This is a genomic window from Agromyces sp. NPDC056523, from assembly GCF_042794545.1.
Taxonomy (GTDB): domain Bacteria; phylum Actinomycetota; class Actinomycetes; order Actinomycetales; family Microbacteriaceae; genus Agromyces.
Genome location: NZ_JBHTTM010000005.1, coordinates 233,657 through 249,285, shown reverse-complemented (window position 1 = coordinate 249,285; position 15,629 = coordinate 233,657). Strand labels below are relative to the sequence as shown.

At 71.9% G+C, this 15,629-nt stretch carries 16 protein-coding genes; 4 read left to right on the top strand and 12 right to left on the bottom strand.

Going from position 1 to position 15,629, the window contains the following annotated elements:
• Positions 1-62 precede the first annotated feature (62 nt).
• Together ACFQ58_RS16535 and ACFQ58_RS16530 are read left to right on the top strand one after the other, a co-directional pair.
• Positions 63-1,514 (top strand): hypothetical protein, encoded by a 1,452-nt coding sequence (locus ACFQ58_RS16535; RefSeq protein ID WP_376952259.1) that lies wholly within the window; start codon positions 63-65, stop codon positions 1,512-1,514.
• A gap of 94 nt (positions 1,515-1,608) precedes the next feature.
• Complete coding sequence (locus ACFQ58_RS16530) at positions 1,609-2,544, top strand: LysR family transcriptional regulator (RefSeq protein WP_376952258.1); 936 nt, start codon at positions 1,609-1,611, stop codon at positions 2,542-2,544.
• 23 nt (positions 2,545-2,567) lie between these two features.
• On the opposite strand, the gene ACFQ58_RS16525 is transcribed toward ACFQ58_RS16530, so the two are convergent.
• From ACFQ58_RS16525 to ACFQ58_RS16495, 7 genes are all read right to left on the bottom strand, one after another.
• Positions 2,568-3,551 carry a fumarylacetoacetate hydrolase family protein gene (locus ACFQ58_RS16525; protein ID WP_376952257.1) on the bottom strand — a complete coding sequence of 328 codons (984 nt, stop codon included), beginning with the start codon at positions 3,549-3,551 and terminating at the stop codon, positions 2,568-2,570.
• Positions 3,548-4,618, bottom strand: coding sequence for an amidohydrolase family protein (locus tag ACFQ58_RS16520; RefSeq protein ID WP_376952256.1), 1,071 nt, complete (start codon positions 4,616-4,618; stop codon positions 3,548-3,550). Before ACFQ58_RS16520 ends, ACFQ58_RS16525 begins: the two co-directional genes overlap by 4 nt.
• A complete protein-coding gene (locus ACFQ58_RS16515; protein WP_376952255.1) occupies positions 4,615-5,748 on the bottom strand; it encodes an FAD-dependent oxidoreductase in 1,134 nt (377 codons plus the stop codon). The genes ACFQ58_RS16520 and ACFQ58_RS16515 overlap by 4 nt, the downstream gene beginning before the upstream one ends.
• Positions 5,749-5,777: 29 nt before the next feature.
• Positions 5,778-6,845, bottom strand: coding sequence for a cyclase family protein (locus ACFQ58_RS16510; protein ID WP_376952254.1), 1,068 nt, complete (start codon positions 6,843-6,845; stop codon positions 5,778-5,780).
• A complete protein-coding gene (locus tag ACFQ58_RS16505) occupies positions 6,842-7,840 on the bottom strand; it encodes a fumarylacetoacetate hydrolase family protein (RefSeq protein ID WP_376952253.1) in 999 nt (332 codons plus the stop codon). Before ACFQ58_RS16505 ends, ACFQ58_RS16510 begins: the two co-directional genes overlap by 4 nt.
• A gap of 115 nt (positions 7,841-7,955) precedes the next feature.
• Positions 7,956-9,482: an MFS transporter gene (locus ACFQ58_RS16500; RefSeq protein ID WP_376952252.1), complete on the bottom strand. Its 1,527-nt coding sequence runs from the start codon at positions 9,480-9,482 to the stop codon at positions 7,956-7,958.
• 45 nt (positions 9,483-9,527) lie between these two features.
• Positions 9,528-10,286: an SDR family oxidoreductase gene (locus tag ACFQ58_RS16495; protein ID WP_376952251.1), complete on the bottom strand. Its 759-nt coding sequence runs from the start codon at positions 10,284-10,286 to the stop codon at positions 9,528-9,530.
• Positions 10,287-10,508: 222 nt separating this feature from the next.
• Here ACFQ58_RS16495 and ACFQ58_RS16490 point away from each other — a divergent pair, with 222 nt between their 5' ends.
• Positions 10,509-10,856 (top strand): cupin, encoded by a 348-nt coding sequence (locus ACFQ58_RS16490; RefSeq protein ID WP_376952250.1) that lies wholly within the window; start codon positions 10,509-10,511, stop codon positions 10,854-10,856.
• Between the two features lie 64 nt (positions 10,857-10,920).
• Here ACFQ58_RS16490 and ACFQ58_RS16485 read toward each other — a convergent pair whose 3' ends face one another.
• Positions 10,921-11,271, bottom strand: a complete 351-nt coding sequence (locus tag ACFQ58_RS16485) for a VOC family protein (RefSeq protein ID WP_376952249.1) — start codon at positions 11,269-11,271, stop codon at positions 10,921-10,923.
• Positions 11,272-11,331: 60 nt separating this feature from the next.
• Here ACFQ58_RS16485 and ACFQ58_RS16480 point away from each other — a divergent pair, with 60 nt between their 5' ends.
• Positions 11,332-11,844 (top strand): TetR/AcrR family transcriptional regulator, encoded by a 513-nt coding sequence (locus ACFQ58_RS16480; RefSeq protein WP_376952248.1) that lies wholly within the window; start codon positions 11,332-11,334, stop codon positions 11,842-11,844.
• A 21-nt stretch (positions 11,845-11,865) separates the two neighbouring features.
• On the opposite strand, the gene ACFQ58_RS16475 is transcribed toward ACFQ58_RS16480, so the two are convergent.
• The 4 genes from ACFQ58_RS16475 to ACFQ58_RS16460 all read right to left on the bottom strand — a co-directional run bounded on the left by ACFQ58_RS16475 (position 11,866) and on the right by ACFQ58_RS16460 (position 15,627).
• Positions 11,866-12,876, bottom strand: a complete 1,011-nt coding sequence (locus ACFQ58_RS16475; RefSeq protein WP_376952247.1) for a hypothetical protein — start codon at positions 12,874-12,876, stop codon at positions 11,866-11,868.
• Between the two features lie 104 nt (positions 12,877-12,980).
• Positions 12,981-14,195, bottom strand: a complete 1,215-nt coding sequence (locus ACFQ58_RS16470) for an acetyl-CoA C-acetyltransferase (RefSeq protein WP_376952246.1) — start codon at positions 14,193-14,195, stop codon at positions 12,981-12,983.
• Complete coding sequence (locus ACFQ58_RS16465; RefSeq protein WP_376952245.1) at positions 14,192-14,848, bottom strand: CoA transferase subunit B; 657 nt, start codon at positions 14,846-14,848, stop codon at positions 14,192-14,194. The genes ACFQ58_RS16470 and ACFQ58_RS16465 overlap by 4 nt, the downstream gene beginning before the upstream one ends.
• Positions 14,848-15,627: a CoA transferase subunit A gene (locus ACFQ58_RS16460; protein ID WP_376952244.1), complete on the bottom strand. Its 780-nt coding sequence runs from the start codon at positions 15,625-15,627 to the stop codon at positions 14,848-14,850. Before ACFQ58_RS16460 ends, ACFQ58_RS16465 begins: the two co-directional genes overlap by 1 nt.
• Between the last annotated feature and the right edge of the window lie 2 nt (positions 15,628-15,629).

The following is a 15,629-nucleotide window of genomic DNA, read 5'->3' as shown; positions in this document are numbered from 1 at the left end:
TGTTTTCGACTTAAGGGTGTACCTTTTCGTCTCAACTGAGACACGAAGGAGTGCGCCCGACCATGAGCCTGCCCATCCTGCTCGACGATGCGCTCGTGACCACACCCGACGGCATCGGCGTGCGCCTGAGCCTGCCGTGGATCCGCTCGCTGCCGCTCACGAGCGTCTCCGGGCTCGAAGTGCGGATCGACGGCGCCGAGGTGGCGGGCCTGCGGATCCGGACCCACGACGAATGGTGGTTCCTCCAAGATCGGCTCGTCGTCGAGGCGCCGCTCGCGCTGTCTGGGGGCAGGCACGACGTCTCGGTGTCGTTCCGGCTCACGATCCCGTACCTGCAGGCGGGTCCGGACGGGCCGCTGGTCCTGCCGTTCCATGCCGAGCGCGCCCTCGTGGCGGATGTCGCGACGGGGCGTGATGCCAGCGCACCGGGCGCGCGCGGTTCGAACCGTGTCTCGCAGGCGGCCGATCGCATCGAGCCGGATGGCTCGCCGGCCCTGCCCGGGCAGTGGACGCTCGCCGCGAGCGCCTTCAACTGGACGCCCGAGGTCATCCGCGCCGAGCGCGCGGCGCCCGACATCGCGGTGGATATCGTCGCCGACGGCATCGCGAGCGTCATCGAACTCGAGCCCGGCCAGCTCTGGCGCTCCTTCCCCGAGCCCGACGACGCCGAGGTCGACGAGCTGCGGCGCCGGCTGGATGCCACGGGCGGACGCGTGAGCATCGTCGGGGCGAGCCTGGACGACTGGGTCGGCCCGTCGCAGCGACGCTCCGACGCGGAACGGCTGGCGTTCCTCGTGCCCCAGCTTCGCGCTGCACAGCGCGTCGGTGCCGATGGCGTCCGACTCCCGATCGGGCAGGCGGGTGCCCCGCTGCTGCGTCAGCTGCTTCCGGTCCTGCATGACCTCGACCTCGTCCTGTACGAGGAGATCCAGGGGCAGCAGACGCCCGACTCCCCCGCCGCGGCGTCGGCGATCGAGACCATCGCCGCCCTCGACGATCCTCGCCTGCGCGTGCTCGTCGACATCAGCATGCTCATGCCGGCGTTGCCGACGACCTACCTCGAGCGGATGGCCGCGGCCTGCCTTCCCCGCGAACTGCTCGCGCGTCTCGCGGACGAGTGGCGCGAACCGGCGACGGCCGCCGCGGTCGTCGAGCACCTCCGGTCGGGCGCCGTCCCGCCGGCGGTGCACGCGATGTACATGAACCTCATCGTGCGCTTCGGACGCTCCGACGCCGCAGTGCTGCGCGACATCCTGCCCCTCATCGGCGCCTTCCACCTCAAGTTCTGGGACCTCGACGACGCCGACGCTCGCGTGTCGCAGCCGATCCGCGACCTCGGCGCACTGCTGGCCGGGTCGGGCTTCGGGGGCACGCTCGCGAGCGAGTGGGGCGGCCACGAATGGCTCGATCCGGAGGTCGCGACGCCGGGCGACATGACGCGCCGCCACCTCGCCCTCGCGACGGCGGCGTTGGCCGAGGGCGCCACGACGGCGGCACCGACCAGCGTGATGTGACACCCGGGCTGCCATCAGGCGGCGCGATGCGCTAGCGCCGGGGATCGATGACACCGATAGACTGGGGACCCACCCAGCGATGGAGCACAACGACGTGTCCGATTCACAGGCTCCCCTCTCCCGACTCGACCTGAACCTGCTCGTCTCGCTCGACGCGCTGCTCACCGAGCGGAGCGTCACTCGCGCCGCCGAGCGCCTGCACCTCAGCCAGCCGGCGCTCAGCGCGTCGCTCGCGCGGCTGCGCACGCACTTCAACGACCCGATCCTCGCGCGCACCGGCAACACGTACGAGCTCACTCCGCTCGCATCCCGCCTCACCGAGCACACGGCAGCGGCACTCGACGCCGCGCGACGCGTCTTCGAGAGCTCGGCCGAATGGGACCCGAGCCAGTCCACGCGGGAGTTCGCGATCTACGGCTCCGACTACAGCTTCGCGACGACCGGCCGGCGCGTGGCAGCGCTCGCGGCCGAGCGGGCGCCCGGGGTGCGGTTCCGGTTCATGATCCACAACCAGCAGATCGTCGAGGATGCCGTCAACCGCCTGCGCGGTGCCGACGCCCTGCTCATGCCGCACGGGTTCCTGACCGACCTGCCGTACACCGACCTCTGGAACGATCGCTGGGTGGTCGTCGCCGACGAGGGCAATACCGAGATCGGGGATGAGCTCACGCTCGAGCACGCCGCCCGGTTGCCGTGGGTGTTCACCTATATGTCGCGCTCGGCATTCACGTCGGCGACGCGCCAGATCCAGCAGCTCGGCATCGAACCGCACGTCGAGGCCGTCGTCGAGAGCTTCCTGCTCAACCCGATGTTCGTGGTCGGCACCAACCGCCTCGCGCTGGTGCAGGCGAGCCTGGCCGAGTACGCGCGCAATGCGGCGGGCGTGCGCGTCTACGAGCCGCCGTTCGACGCGACGCCGATCCACAACGCGATGTGGTGGCATCCGGTGCACCGTCGCGACCCCGAGCACGAGTGGCTGCGCGGGCTGTTCGTCGAGGCGTCGGCCGGGCTGGGCGAAGCGGCCGCCTGACCGCGGATCGCGCGGCTGCGCGATCAGCCCCGCTCGCGCGCACGCGACCGCTGGCGCGCAGGCGGGATGTCGGGAACCGGCAGGGCGCGGCCGATGGTGTTGCGGACCTCGCCGATCCCCTCCACGCGCATCACGACCTCGTCGCCGGCGGCGAGCGGCGGCGGCGTCAGCTCGCCCGCGCGCCCCCACAGCTCCGCGAGGCATCCGCCGTTGCCCGCCGTGCCCGAACCGAGCACGTCGCCCGGCACGACGCGCGTGTCGCGCGAGGCGTAGGCGACGAGTTCGCCGAACGGCCAGCCCATGTTCGACAGCAGGTCGTGGCCGATGCGCTCGCCGTTGACGAACACTTCCACGCGGATGGCGAGGAACCCCTCGTCGTCGACCAGGCCGGCGAACTCGTCGGCGGTCGTGATCCACGGCCCGAGCGTCGTCGCGAAGTCCTTGCCCTTGGCAGGGCCGAGCCGCACCTTCATCTCGCGCCCCTGCACGTCGCGTGCCGACCAGTCGTTGAAGATCGTGTAGCCGAAGATGTGAGCCGCCCCGTCGGCCGGCGTGAGGTCCCGCCCGTCCGAGCCCGGCATGCCGCCGATCACGGCGCCCACCTCGAGCTCGAAGTCGAGCCGCTCGGTCGCCGGCGGCCGCACCTCGTCACCGGTCGCGATGATCGAGTGCGGGTTCGTGAAGTAGAACGTCGGGTACGTGTACCACTCGGGCACGACCTGGCTGGCGCCGTCGACCGAGGCGGTGACTCCCTCGACGTGCTCCTCGAACGCGACGAAGTCGCGCACGCTCGCCGGCACGAGCGGCGCGAGCAGCTCGACTTGGTCCAGTGGCAGGGCGGATGCCTCGGGGTCGCCCTCGATCTCCGCGGCGAGCACCGGCAGCTCGGCGAGCCCGGCGGCGAGCACGTCGGCGACGGTCAGCGCGCGCGGGAACGGCACGACGCCCTCGCCGATCACGAAGCCCTCGCCGATCGCGCCCGAGTGGGTCCAGCGCGCGATCCTCATGCGACTCCCCCGGCGGCGACCGCGCGCACACGGCCCTTCGGCAGCCGCGAGCCGAGGAGGTCGATGGCGTTGCCCGACAGCACGGCGCGCTCGTCCGCATCGCCGAGTGCCGCCTCGCGGACCCGGTCGACGGGGTCGTCGACCCCCATGTCGAACGGGTAGTCGCTCCCGACGAGCACGCGGTCGGCGCCCGTGACGTCGACGAGGGCGCGCAGCGCGCCCGGAGCGTGCACGAGGGAGTCGAAGCGCAGGCGCCGCAGGTACGACGACGGCAGGTCGCGACATCCGTGCGCCTCGGGCCGCACCTGCCACGCGTGGTCGGAGCGACCGAGGAACGTCGGCAGGTACCCGCCGCCGTGCGCCGCGACGAGCTTCAGGTCCGGATGCCGGTCGAGCACGCCCGCGAAGATGAGGTGCGACAGCGCGACCGCGTTCTCGACCGGCTGGCCGACCGTGTTCGAGAGGTAGAAGCGGTCGAGGCGCTCGTCGAGGCTGCAGCCGAAGGGGTGCAGGAACACGATCGCATCGAGCTCCACGGCACGCGTCCAGAACGGCTCGAGGCGCTCGTCGGAGAGCTCGACGTCGCCAGCGAACGAGGAGAGCTCGACGCCCGCGAGGCCGTGGCCGACGACGGCGTCCTCGAGGGCCGCCACGAGGAGGTCCGGGTGCTGGAGCGGCACGAGGCCGAGGCCGATCAGGCGGTCGGGGGCGCCGGCCACGTGCTCGGCGATGGCTCGGTTCGCTTCGCGGGCCGCCCAGGTCGCGACCTCCTCATTCGCCCACGGGTAGTAGTGGCTCGGCGACGGCGACACGACCTGCACGTCGACGCCCTGTCGGTCCATCTCGGCGAGGCGGGCGTCGAGCGAGGTGAGCAGCGGCATCCGCTCGCCGATCATGCGCCCCGAGGCCGCAAGGCTCGCTGGCCCGTTGCGCCTCGCCTCGAGGGCCTGCGCGGCGGCAAAGCCCTCGGGGTCGCGCTCGGCGACGGCCTGCTGCAGTGCGGGAAGCAGCAGGTGCGCGTGCACATCGACGACGGGCCCGACGCGCTCGGTCACGGCGCCGCTCATGCGGGCTGGCTCACGAGCATCGCGACGCTCCGCATGAGGCCCGGCACGTCGGCATCCTGCACGTGGTCGATCTGCCACTGGCCGAGCTGCACGGAGGCCTCGACGACCTCGGTCGCGCGCGGCAGGCGTCGGGCGTGGAACTCGTCCCAGAGCGACTGGTCCACCTGGTCGCGCGACAGCAGCAGCTCGGAGAGCACGAGCGCATCCTCCGCGGCCTGCGCCGCCCCCTGGGCGATCGTGGGTGGGCAGCTGTGCGCCGCCTCGCCGATGATGACGGCCCGGCCGCGGTTCCACGCGTCGGGAACGACGTGCTGCGTGAACCACGTGTAGTTCACGCGCGACGCCTCGTCGAGTGACGCGCGGATCTCGTTCCACGGGCCGCCGTACGCCTGCGACAGGCCCTTCATCACCTCGACGCCCTCCTCAGGCGAGGACAGGTGTCGATCCTGCGCGGGCTCGACGAGGAAGGCGTACATCATCTCCTCGCTCGTCGGCGTGTAGCCGGCGATGTACACCGGACCGCCGTAGTACAGGTCGGTCTGCGTGACGTCCTTCGGGCGCGGCACGAAGGCGCGCCAGATGCCCATTCCCGTGCGCTCGGGCTCGACCTCGATGCCGAGCTGCCTCCGGATGTCGGAGTTGAGGCCGTCGGCGCCGATCAGCAGGTCGTAGTGACCCGTCGACCCGTCGGACAGCGCCACGTCGACGCCCTCGTCATCCTGCGTGAAGCTCGTCACCGTCGTGCCGTAGTGGATGCGCGCGCCCAGCTCGGTGGCGCGGTCGGCGAGGATCCGGGCGAGGTCGGGGCGGTACATGCCCGCGACCGCCGGGTACTCTGGGCCGCCCGTCCTCGCGTCCGGGATCTGCGCGATGAACGGCGCGTCAGGGCCGGGGGCTCGCAGGCCGGTCTGGTCGAAGCTGTACCCTGCCTCCTTCACCCGGTCCCAGACGCCGAGCTGGTCGAACACGCGCAGCGCATTGCCCTGCAGCGTGATGCCGGAGCCGAGGGCCGACAGGTCGGGCTTCTTCTCGAAGACGTCGACCTCGACGCCGCCCTCGGCGAGCAGGATGGCGGCGGCGGTGCCGGCGACGCCGGAACCGACGATCGCGACGCGGGAGACAGCGGACATCAGGGATCCCTCCGTTGGGTTCTCAGGGCTTACTTCAGGGCGATGGGGTTGACGGGCGAGCCGACGGCGCCGGTGATCGGCAGCGGCGGGGCGACGAGCAGGAACTCGTAGACGCCGTCCTCGGCGCAGTCGGCGGCGAGCGACTCGAGGTCCCACATCTCGCCGATCGCGAGCCCCATGTTGGGGATCACGACCTGGTGCAGCGGCTGGAAGGCGTCGTCGAACTCGTTCGGGCGCACCTCGAAGCCCCAGGTGTCGGTCGCGATGGCCGCGATCTCGGTGCGGTGGAGCCATCCGGCCGTGATGAACGAGAGCCCCGCGCTCGGGCCGCCGGCGTAGCCGTTCCAGCCGTCGCGGAGGGCGCGTGCGTAGCGGCCGGTGCGCACGAGCACGAGATCGCCCCGACCGACCGCGCTCGTCGCCCCTTGCGCGTCGATGCAGGCCTCGAGGTCGGCGGTGGTGATCGCATACCCCTCGGGGAGTTCACCCGCGGGGCCGTCCTCGGAGGCCTCGGGCCGCAGGTACCGGCCGACGTCGAGCAGCACGCCGCGGCCGACGATGGCGGATGCCGCGTGCTCGATGCCCGTGACGAGGTCACCGTCGCTCGTGACGACCTGGCCGGCGGGCCGCCCGTTCCATGCGACGCCGTGGTCGAAGATGTGGCCGAGGCCGTCCCACTGCGTGGAGCACTGCAGCGGCATGGCGATGACGTCGTCGGCGCCGCCGAGCCCGTGCGGGAAGCCCTGCGTGCCGGCCGCGGCGTCGGTGCCCGTGTCGAGCATGGTGTGGACGGGGTTCGTGCGGCGACGCCAGCCCTGCTGCGGGCCGTTCATGTCGAACGGCTGCGAGAGCGAGAAGCTCGCACCCCGTCGCACCAGGCCGGCGGCTCGGGCGCGCTCGGCGTCGCCGATGAAGTTGAGCGTACCGAGGCGGTCGTCCTCGCCCCATCGACCCCAGTTGCGGTACGCCTCGGCCGCCTCGGCGACGTGGCGCGAGGGGTTCGTGCGATCGAGCTCGGCGGGGTTCTCGGTGGGGGTGGGCCGGGTTTCGAGACGGCGCCGGGGCGCCTCCCCAACCCTCGCGTCCGGGGTGCTCATCGCGACTCCGCCTCGGCGACCGCGCGCACGGTCTGCGCGCCGAGCCCCTCGATCGCGCCCACCATCACGTCGCCGTCCCGGAGCATGCGCCCGTGGACGATGCCGTTGCCCGCAGGGCTGCCGGTGAGCAGCAGGTCGCCGGGCAGCAGAGGCATGTTCTGCGAGGCACCGGCGATGAGCGCAGGCAGGTCGAACAGCAGGTCGGAGGTCGTGGCATCCTGCATCGTGTCGCCGTTGAGCGTGAGCTCGAGGTGCAGGTCACCGGCGTCCGGTACGAACTCGGCCGGTACGAGGAAGGGGCCGGTCGGCAGGAAGCCCGGGGCGTTCTTGCCGCGGTACCAGTCGGTGCCGATCTCCTTCATGTCCTCGCGGAAGACGAGGTCGCGGGTCGTGATGTCGTTGACGATCGTGTAGCCGGCGACGTGCTCGAGGGCGTGCTCGCGGTCGACGCGATAGGCCGTCTTGCCGATCACGACGGCGAGCTCGAGCTCCCAGTCGTGCTGGTCGCTGTAGCCGGGCAGCACCAGGTCGACGTCGTCGCCGACCACGGCCGCGGGCAGGCCGATGAAGAAGTACGGCGTACCCTCGCGCGCGCGGCGGTCCATCATCTCGGCCGCCCACTCCCGCAGCTCCTCGATCGGACGCGGGTCGTTCTTCGCACGGCCGGCCGCGACGAGGTCGATGACGTGCGTGCGGTAGTTCGCACCGGTCTGCAGCACCTGGCGCGGCGTGACGGGCGCCGTGAGCGTGACGTCGGCGAGCGGATGCCACGTGCCGTCCGCCTGCTCGGCGACCCGGCGCAGCCGGTCCCACGACGCGGGCGCTTCCGCGAGGAACGCGTTGAGGTCGGGTGCGCCGAGCTCGTCGGGGCCGACCTCGCGCACCCGGTCGCCCGCGACGAGTCCGAGCAGCGGCTCGGCATCGGCCGCGCTCCCGCCGGGGCGGAAGCGGACGATCGCGTAGGGGGCGGCCAGGCCGACGGACGACGATGTCACGGGTGGGTCTCCAATCACGCGCGCAGCCATGAGCGGCGTGAACCCAGTCAAACCCGTCGGCCGGTATCAGTGAAGGGGCGATCGATGATGGAGTCCATCACGACCGCTGATGCGCTCAGCGCTGGGTGGCGCCCGCGCCGGCTCCGACCACGTCGGCGGGCGGCGTGAGCGTGTGCGAGGTCGAGGCCGCGGCCGCCGCGGCTTCGAATTCGGTCGGCCTGCGGGTGACGTGGCGCGCGACGAGCAGCGCGAGCGCGATGCCGAGCGCGCACCAGATGCCCATCGCGATCGACGACCACGAGAAGGCGCGGGCGAGCGCGTCGGCCTGCGAGGCGCCGTCCGCCACCTGGTTCGCCGTGACCGAGCTGTACACCGACGCGACGATCGCCGTCATGACGGCGGCACCCACGTAGCGGGCCATGTTCGAGACGCCCGACGCGGCGCCGACCTCGCCCGGCTCGACGCACGCCGTCGAGATCGACGAGCACGGGCCGTTCTGGAGGCTCATGCCGGCCGCGACGCCGATGAGCGGGAGCACGAACAGCGCGTACGCCCAGCTCGCCTGCACGAAGGCGAGCGCGATGAACGACACGGTCATGATGATGAATCCGACCGCGATCGTCGTGCGCGCGCCGATCTTCCCGACGATCGGCGTGATGAGCGGAGCGATCACGACGGCGGCCGCCGCCACCGGCAGGGTCGCCAGGCCCGCCTGGAACGCATCCATGTCGAGCGTCGCCGGATCCTGGAAGTACAGGCTGACGACGTACATGATCGCGTTCACCGTGCCCGATCCGAGCAGGATCGACAGCGTCGCGCCGACGAGGATCTTGTTGCGGAGCAGGCCGAGGTCGAGCAGCGGCGCCTTCACGCGCCGCTCGACGAGGACGAATCCGATCGTCGCGAGGATCGTGATGGCGAAGCAGGAGAGCGTCGGCAGCGACACCCAGCCCCAGGCGCTCCCATTCGTGAGCGCGAAGATGAGCGGCGCGAGGATGGCCGCGATGAGCACCGTCCCCGTCCAGTCGATCGACCTCGGGCGGCTGGGATCGCGGGACTCCTGGACCGCCGCGAACGTCAGCGGCACGCAGGCCGCCGCGATCGCCGCGTCGATCCAGAACAGTCCCTGCCAGCCGAGGGTCGACGCGAGCAGGCCGCCGACGAGCGGCCCGGCGGCAGCACCGATCGCCGACGCCGCGCCCCACAGTGTCACGGCCCGCAACTGCGCCTTGCCCGTGTTCGACGCCGACAGCAGGCTCATGCCGCAGGCGAGGATCGTCGCGCCCGCGGCACCCTGGATGCAGCGGCCGGCGATCACGCCGAAACCCTCCTGCGAGAGCGCGATCAGCACGCACGACGCGATGAACAGGAACAGGCCGCCGAGGAAGATCTTGCGTCTCCCGAACACGTCGCCGAGCGACCCCGAGGTCACGATCACCGCGGCGCCCACGAGCGAATAGCCGGTCACCGCCCACTGCAGCGTGTCGGTCGGGGTGCCCGTGTCCTCGGAGATCGCCGGGATCAGGATCGAGACCGCCGACGTGTTCGCATTCACCACCAACGCCGAGACCGAGGTCGCGATCAGTGCGCCCTGCGCGTACCGCTTCGTTGCTGCCGTCGTACCGGTCGTCGTATCCCCCATGCAGGCGTTGGTAGCACGGGATCGGAGCGCCTGAAGTGACTTTGGTCAGTCGCCCGCGAGCGCCCGCGCGATCGGCAGCCCGCCGCCGTGGCCCGTGAGGCCGCCGTCGACGGCGATCTCCGCGCCCGTGACATACGCGGCATCGGGCGAGAGCAGGTGCGCGATCACGGCCGCGACGTCGGCGGGCGTGCCCGTGCGGCCGAGCGGCGTCGCCGCGAGGTTCACGTCGCGGAACGCGGCCGGCGCGCTCGCGGTCATGGGCGTCTCGATGAAGCCGGGGCTGACCAGGTTGACCCGGATGCCGCGTGGCCCGAGCTGCATCGCGGCGGTCTTCGTGATGCCGCGCAGCGCCCACTTGCTCGCGCCGTACGCGATGCCGTAATGCGCCATCGTGCCCGCGGCCGACCCGACGTTCACGATCGAGGCGCCGTCGCGCATCAGGGGTGCGAGCGCCTGGATGCCGAGCGCCGGGCCCGTGGCGTTGACCGCGAACGCCGCCGCGAAGTCGGTGGCCGTGGCGTCGTGGAGGCGGGCGCGCCGGGTGATGCCGGCGGCGTTGACGAGGCCGTCCACGGATGGCTCGTCGCCCTCGGATGCGAGTCGGGCGGCCAGCGCGACCCACGCGTCATGGTCGGCGACGTCGAGGTCGACGCGTTCGACGCGACTGGATGGCGGCGCGCCGTCCCACTCCAGGTCCGCGGCGATCACGCGCGCACCCGCTTCGGCGAGTGCGGCGGCGGTCGCCGCGCCGATCCCGGATGCCGCGCCCGTGACGACGTACGTGCGTCCCTCGTGCGAGCCCATCGGCGGCCCCTTCCCTGCGAACGTCCGAGGTTCCATCGTGTCGTGCGGGGCCCCGCATGATGCGTCGCATCACGGATCACGATGACCGGTCGGCGTGCGCCATCCGTACGCTGTGGGCAGGCAGGAGGCAGTCATCGACGGCGGCACGCTCGTCGCCGACTGAGGCGGCGCCGACCCGCGGTTGGCATACTGGACGACACGCCTTTCGGACGGAGGACTCCCATGGCCGACCTCGTCGCACTCGCTCGGAGGCACATGGATGTCGCGCTCGCCGACGAGCACGGCCGGAGCGCCGAATTGATCCTCCGCGACGGACCCATGCGCCAGACGATCATCGCGCTGCGCGACGGCGTGGAGCTCGGGGAGCACAACGCACCCGCCGCCGCGAGCATCCAGGTCCTGGAGGGACGGGTCCGGGTGACCGGACAGGACGTCGCCGTGATCGACGAGGGCCGGCTCGACGTGCTGACCCACGACCGGCACTCGGTGCTCGCGCTCGAGGACTCCGTGTTCCTGCTCACAACCGTGACCAGCATCGACCCCACCGGAGGGCCCGAGCGGGCACGCTGAGCTCACGCCGCCTGGCCGCCCGGCCGCCCTCGCCGATGCCGCTGCGGTGACGAGGCCCCGCGCGTCAGCCGACCGGGGCGTCGGTCGACTGATCCATGACGTAGATCACGAGTCCGTTGGGATCGCGGTACGTCGCAAGGCGTCCTCCGGGGATGTCCGCGGGCTCGGCCACCACGTCGAGTCCGGCCGGCGCGTCGGCGTGGAACCGCTCCACGCTGTCGACCACGAACACCGGACCGGCCGGGGCGTCGGGATCGTTGGCGTCGAGCATGAGCTGCACGTCGGTCCCGGGCAGGCCGAGCGAGACGGTGGAGTCACCCTCGCGCCAGATCTCCTCGGCTCCGAACGTGTCGCGGTAGAGGGCCAAAGAGGCGGCCAGGTGGGACGTGGGCGCCAGCAGGAATTCGAGCTTCATCGCGCAGCCTTCCGTGTGTCGTAACGTGACTTACCCTCAGCATAACGGCATTATGGTTCCATGCGCGAGTGGGTTCCGGTCTCGACGTCCCCGAAGGGACGCCTCGTGCTCGCCGCGGCCCGCGAATTCGGCTCGCGACCCTTCGACGACGTGACCGTCGCCGACCTCGCGCGTGAAGCGGAAGTCACGACCGGGGCCCTGTACCACCACTTCGACGGCAAGCTCGGGATCTACGCGTTCGTGCGCGCCGATGTAGAGCGGCGCGTGCTCGACCGGATGGAGGGCGCAGCGGCGGCCCTCCCGACCGGGTCGGCGAGCGTGCGGCTGGGCGCGGCGCTCGCCGTCGGCTTCGATTTCGCGACCCGGGCCGGCTACGCCTGGATGCTCGCGGAGCCGCCGATCGGCGAGGAGCCCGACCCCGTCGCGGGTGCGCTGGCCGACCTCTGCGCACCGCCGTCCGCAGAGCTCGGCGCGATGCTCGCCGCAGCCTGGCGAGCCGCCGTCGGTGCGGTGGCGCACGGCGCCGACGCCACGGCCGTTCGCGACGCCCTCGGCCGGCTCACGGCCGCCTGACGCGGCAGTGTCGGCGGTTCGCTAGGGCAGCAGCAACGTGCCGATCTTGTCCGCCTCACGCATGGCGTACCACGGGTCGCCGTCGGGCGCCACGGTGATCCCGGCGGGCTCGCTGCCCTTGACGGCCCTGCCCTCGGTGATGACGCCGGCGTTCGTGATGCTGGCGGCGTTGCCCGTGATCTCCTGAGTGAACCAGATGCTGCCGTCGGCCCCGGCGGCGATGCCGTTCGGGCCGGTGTTCGCGACGGGGAAGAACGTGACCGCATTCCCGTTCGCAGGGTCGACGAAGCCGACGCCGTGGGTCGTGAACCGGACGGAGAACCAGACCTTGCCGTCGACCGGGGAGACCGTGATGGCCCGTGCCGCCGGTGTGACGACGGTCCGGGTGACCGTTCCGGTGACGGCGTCGATGCGCCCGATGTTGCTGCTCTCGATGTTGGCCTGGGGTTCGGTGAACCACGCGTTTCCCGCGGCGTCCACGGCGACGTCCGAGGGGTTGTTCGCCGCGAACGACGCGAACGTGCCGGTGACGGTGTCGTAGCGCCACACCACGTCGTTGTTGAAGTCGGTGATCCAGACCGAGTCGCCGTGCACGGCGAGGCTGCCGCCGAGTGCGATGTTGTTCGGCATCGCCACCGGCGTGGCGAAGGCCTGCGTTCCGACGTCGAACCGCATCAGTGTCGGGTCGTTGGAGGTGACGTAGAGGAGGTCGCCCTGCCCGCGTTCGATGTCCGTCAGGATGCAGAGGTTGCATCCGTCCTCCACGCCGGGCGCGAACTCCGTGATCTCGCCGGCCGGGGTGATGCGACCGATCTTCGCGGGCGCGGCGTCGAACTCGGTTCCTTCGGTGAACCAGCGATTGCCGTCCGATCCGTTGGTGATGTCCCGAGGCTGGCTGGCGTCGGTCGGCACTCGGAACTGCTTCAGCTTCGCCCCCGATGCGGCCATCGCCGCACCACCGGACATCCCGAGTCCTGCTGCCAGTATCGCCGCGAGCGTTGCGGCCAGCGTGCGGCTCATTCGTCGTGACATCGCGATCCTCCCCAGATCCGAACGCACGAACGCGACGCGTCCGTGCCGTATCGGGGAAACGAGGCGCGGCCGCCTCGGGTTCACCGACGGAGCATCCTGCGCGCTCACGCCCGCGCGAAGACCGCGGCGAGCGCCTGGCCGCCGCCGATGCACATGGTCTCGAGCGCGAGCCCGCCGTCGAGGTCGGGCAGCTCGTGCGCGAGGGTCGCGAGCATGCGGATGCCGGTGGCGCCGATCGGGTGCCCGATCGAGATGCCGCTCCCGCGCGGGTTCAGTCGAGGATCGTCCGCGTCGATGCCCCAGTCGGCGAGGCACGCGAGCACCTGCACGGCGAACGCCTCGTTGAGCTCGATCACGTCGAGGTCGTCGAAGGACAGGCCCGCACGCGACAGCGCGAGGTTCGCGGCCGGCACGGGCGCGACGCCGAACCGCAGCGGGTCGTTGCCCGCGACCGCCCACGAGACGAGTCGCAGCATCGGGCTCAGGCCCAGCTCCGCGGCGTGCTCGGGCGTCGTCACGATGCAGGCCGCCGCCGCGTCGTTCTGGCCGCTCGAGTTGCCGGCCGTCACGGTCGCCTCCGGGTCGCTGCGACCGAGGATGGCGCGCAACCCGCCGAGCGCCTCGAGCGACGTGTCCGCACGAGGGTGCTCGTCCCGGTCGACGACCACCGTGCCGCTACGCCCTGGCACCTCGGCGGGCACGAGCTCGGCGTCGAACGCGCCCGACTCCTGCGCCGCGACGGCGCGGCGGTGCGACTGCAGCGCGAAGGCGTCCTGCGCCTCGCGCGAGATCCGGTACTCGGCGCGCAGCAACTCGGCGGAACCGACGTTGCCGTCGGGCGACGGGAAACGTCGGCCGCCGACCGTCTCGCGTCCGCGCGAGAGGGCGTCGTGCAGCATCAGCCCGGCACCCGCGATGCCGCGGCGGCCCTCGACCGAGTAGAACGGCGCGTTCGACATCGACTCCACGCCGAGCGCGACGATCGCGTCGGCCACGCCGGTCTGCACCTCCATCGCGGCGTTGAGCACGGCCTGCAGGCCGGAGCCGCACCGGCGATCGAGCTGGTACCCGGTGGTGGTGACCGGCAAGCCCGCGTCGAGCGCGACGACCCGGCCGATCGCGGGCGCCTCCATGGTCGGATATCCCTGCGCGGCGATGACCCCATCGATCGCCGCGGGGTCGACGCCGGTGCGCTCGAGGAGCGCGGTGAGCACGGTCGTCGCGAGCTCGAGCGCGGGCACCGTCGCGAGCGCGCCGCCCATCCGTCCGACCGGCGTGCGCAGGGGCGAGCAGACGACGACCTCGCGGAGCTCGGTCATGCGGCGCCCGGGCCGAGCTCGTCGGCGACGGTGAACGGCGCGCCCGTGGCATCCGTCACCTGCTCGACCGTAACGCCGGGCGCGAGCTCGACGAGCACGAACCCGTCGGCGGTCACGTCGAACACCGCGAGGTCGGTGATGACCCGGTCGACGCAGCGGCGGCCGGTCAGGGGCAGCGTGCACTCCTGCACGAGCTTGGCCGAGCCGTCCTTCGCGACGTGCTCCATGACCACGATCACGCGCTCGGCGCCGTTGACGAGGTCCATGGCGCCGCCCATGCCCTTGACCATCTTTCCGGGCACCGCCCAGTTGGCGATGTCGCCGTGCGCCGAGACCTGCATCGCCCCGAGCACGGCCGTCGTGATGCGCCCGCCCCGGATCATCCCGAAGCTCGCCGACGAGTCGAAGTAGGCCGCGCCGGGCAGCACCGTGACGGTCTCCTTGCCGGCGTTGATGAGCTTGGCGTCCTCCTCGCCCTCCCACGGGTAGGGGCCGACGCCGAGGATGCCGTTCTCGGAGTGCAGCACGACCTCGACGTCGTCGGGCAGGTGGTTCGGGATGAGCGTCGGCAGGCCGATGCCGAGGTTGACGTACGTGCCGTCCTCGAGCTCGCGGGCCGCGCGCGCGGCCATCTCGTCGCGGGTGAGCGGCATCAGGCGTCCTTCCTGGGGCGGGTGGTGACCTTCTCGATGGGCAGGTCGGCGGCCTGTTCCGGCGTGAGCTGCACGACGCGGTCGACGTAGATGCCGGGCAGGTGGATGTCGTCAGGCCCGAGCTCGCCCGGTTCGACGAGCTCGTCGACCTCGGCCAGGGTCACGCGGCCCGCCATCCCGGCGAGCGGGTTGAAATTGCGGGTGGACTTCTCGAACCGCAGGTTGCCGTGGCGGTCGCCGACCGCGGCGCGCACGAGGCCGTAGTCGGTGCGGATGGCGCGCTCGAGGACGTACTCCCGGTTCTTGCCGAACGAGTCGAACGGTCGCATCTCCTTCGGCTCGCTCGTGAGCGCGACCGATCTGTCGGGCGCGTACCGGAGCGGCATCCCGCCGTCGGAGACCGCGGTGCCGGCGCCCGTGGCGGTGTAGAACGCGGGGATGCCCACGCCGCCCGCGCGCAGGCGCTCGGCGAGCGTGCCCTGCGGCGTCAGCTCGACCTCGACCTCGCCCGAGAGGTACTGGCGCGCGAACTCCTTGTTCTCGCCGATGTACGACGCGATGATGCGGCGGATGCGACCCTCGGCGAGCAGCAGCCCGAGCCCCCACCCGTCCACGCCGCAGTTGTTCGAGACGACCTCGAGGTCGTGGACGTCGCGCTCGAGCAGCGCGCGGATGAGGGTGATCGGCACGCCAGACAGGCCGAAGCCGCCCACGGCGAGCGAGGCGCCCGATGGGATGTCGGCGACGGCCTCTGCGGCCGACGCGAAGGTCTTGTCCATGG

Coding starts and splice junctions, on each gene's coding strand:
- ACFQ58_RS16500 (WP_376952252.1), bottom strand. CDS start 9,482: ATGGGGGATACGACGACCGGTACGACGGCAGCAACGAAGCGGTACGCG.
- ACFQ58_RS16490 (WP_376952250.1), top strand. CDS start 10,509: ATGGCCGACCTCGTCGCACTCGCTCGGAGGCACATGGATGTCGCGCTC.
- ACFQ58_RS16460 (WP_376952244.1), bottom strand. CDS start 15,627: ATGGACAAGACCTTCGCGTCGGCCGCAGAGGCCGTCGCCGACATCCCA.
- ACFQ58_RS16465 (WP_376952245.1), bottom strand. CDS start 14,848: ATGCCGCTCACCCGCGACGAGATGGCCGCGCGCGCGGCCCGCGAGCTC.
- ACFQ58_RS16520 (WP_376952256.1), bottom strand. CDS start 4,618: ATGAGCGGCGCCGTGACCGAGCGCGTCGGGCCCGTCGTCGATGTGCAC.
- ACFQ58_RS16510 (WP_376952254.1), bottom strand. CDS start 6,845: ATGAGCACCCCGGACGCGAGGGTTGGGGAGGCGCCCCGGCGCCGTCTC.
- ACFQ58_RS16515 (WP_376952255.1), bottom strand. CDS start 5,748: ATGTCCGCTGTCTCCCGCGTCGCGATCGTCGGTTCCGGCGTCGCCGGC.
- ACFQ58_RS16485 (WP_376952249.1), bottom strand. CDS start 11,271: ATGAAGCTCGAATTCCTGCTGGCGCCCACGTCCCACCTGGCCGCCTCT.
- ACFQ58_RS16495 (WP_376952251.1), bottom strand. CDS start 10,286: ATGGGCTCGCACGAGGGACGCACGTACGTCGTCACGGGCGCGGCATCC.
- ACFQ58_RS16475 (WP_376952247.1), bottom strand. CDS start 12,876: ATGTCACGACGAATGAGCCGCACGCTGGCCGCAACGCTCGCGGCGATA.
- ACFQ58_RS16470 (WP_376952246.1), bottom strand. CDS start 14,195: ATGACCGAGCTCCGCGAGGTCGTCGTCTGCTCGCCCCTGCGCACGCCG.
- ACFQ58_RS16535 (WP_376952259.1), top strand. CDS start 63: ATGAGCCTGCCCATCCTGCTCGACGATGCGCTCGTGACCACACCCGAC.
- ACFQ58_RS16525 (WP_376952257.1), bottom strand. CDS start 3,551: ATGAGGATCGCGCGCTGGACCCACTCGGGCGCGATCGGCGAGGGCTTC.
- ACFQ58_RS16480 (WP_376952248.1), top strand. CDS start 11,332: ATGCGCGAGTGGGTTCCGGTCTCGACGTCCCCGAAGGGACGCCTCGTG.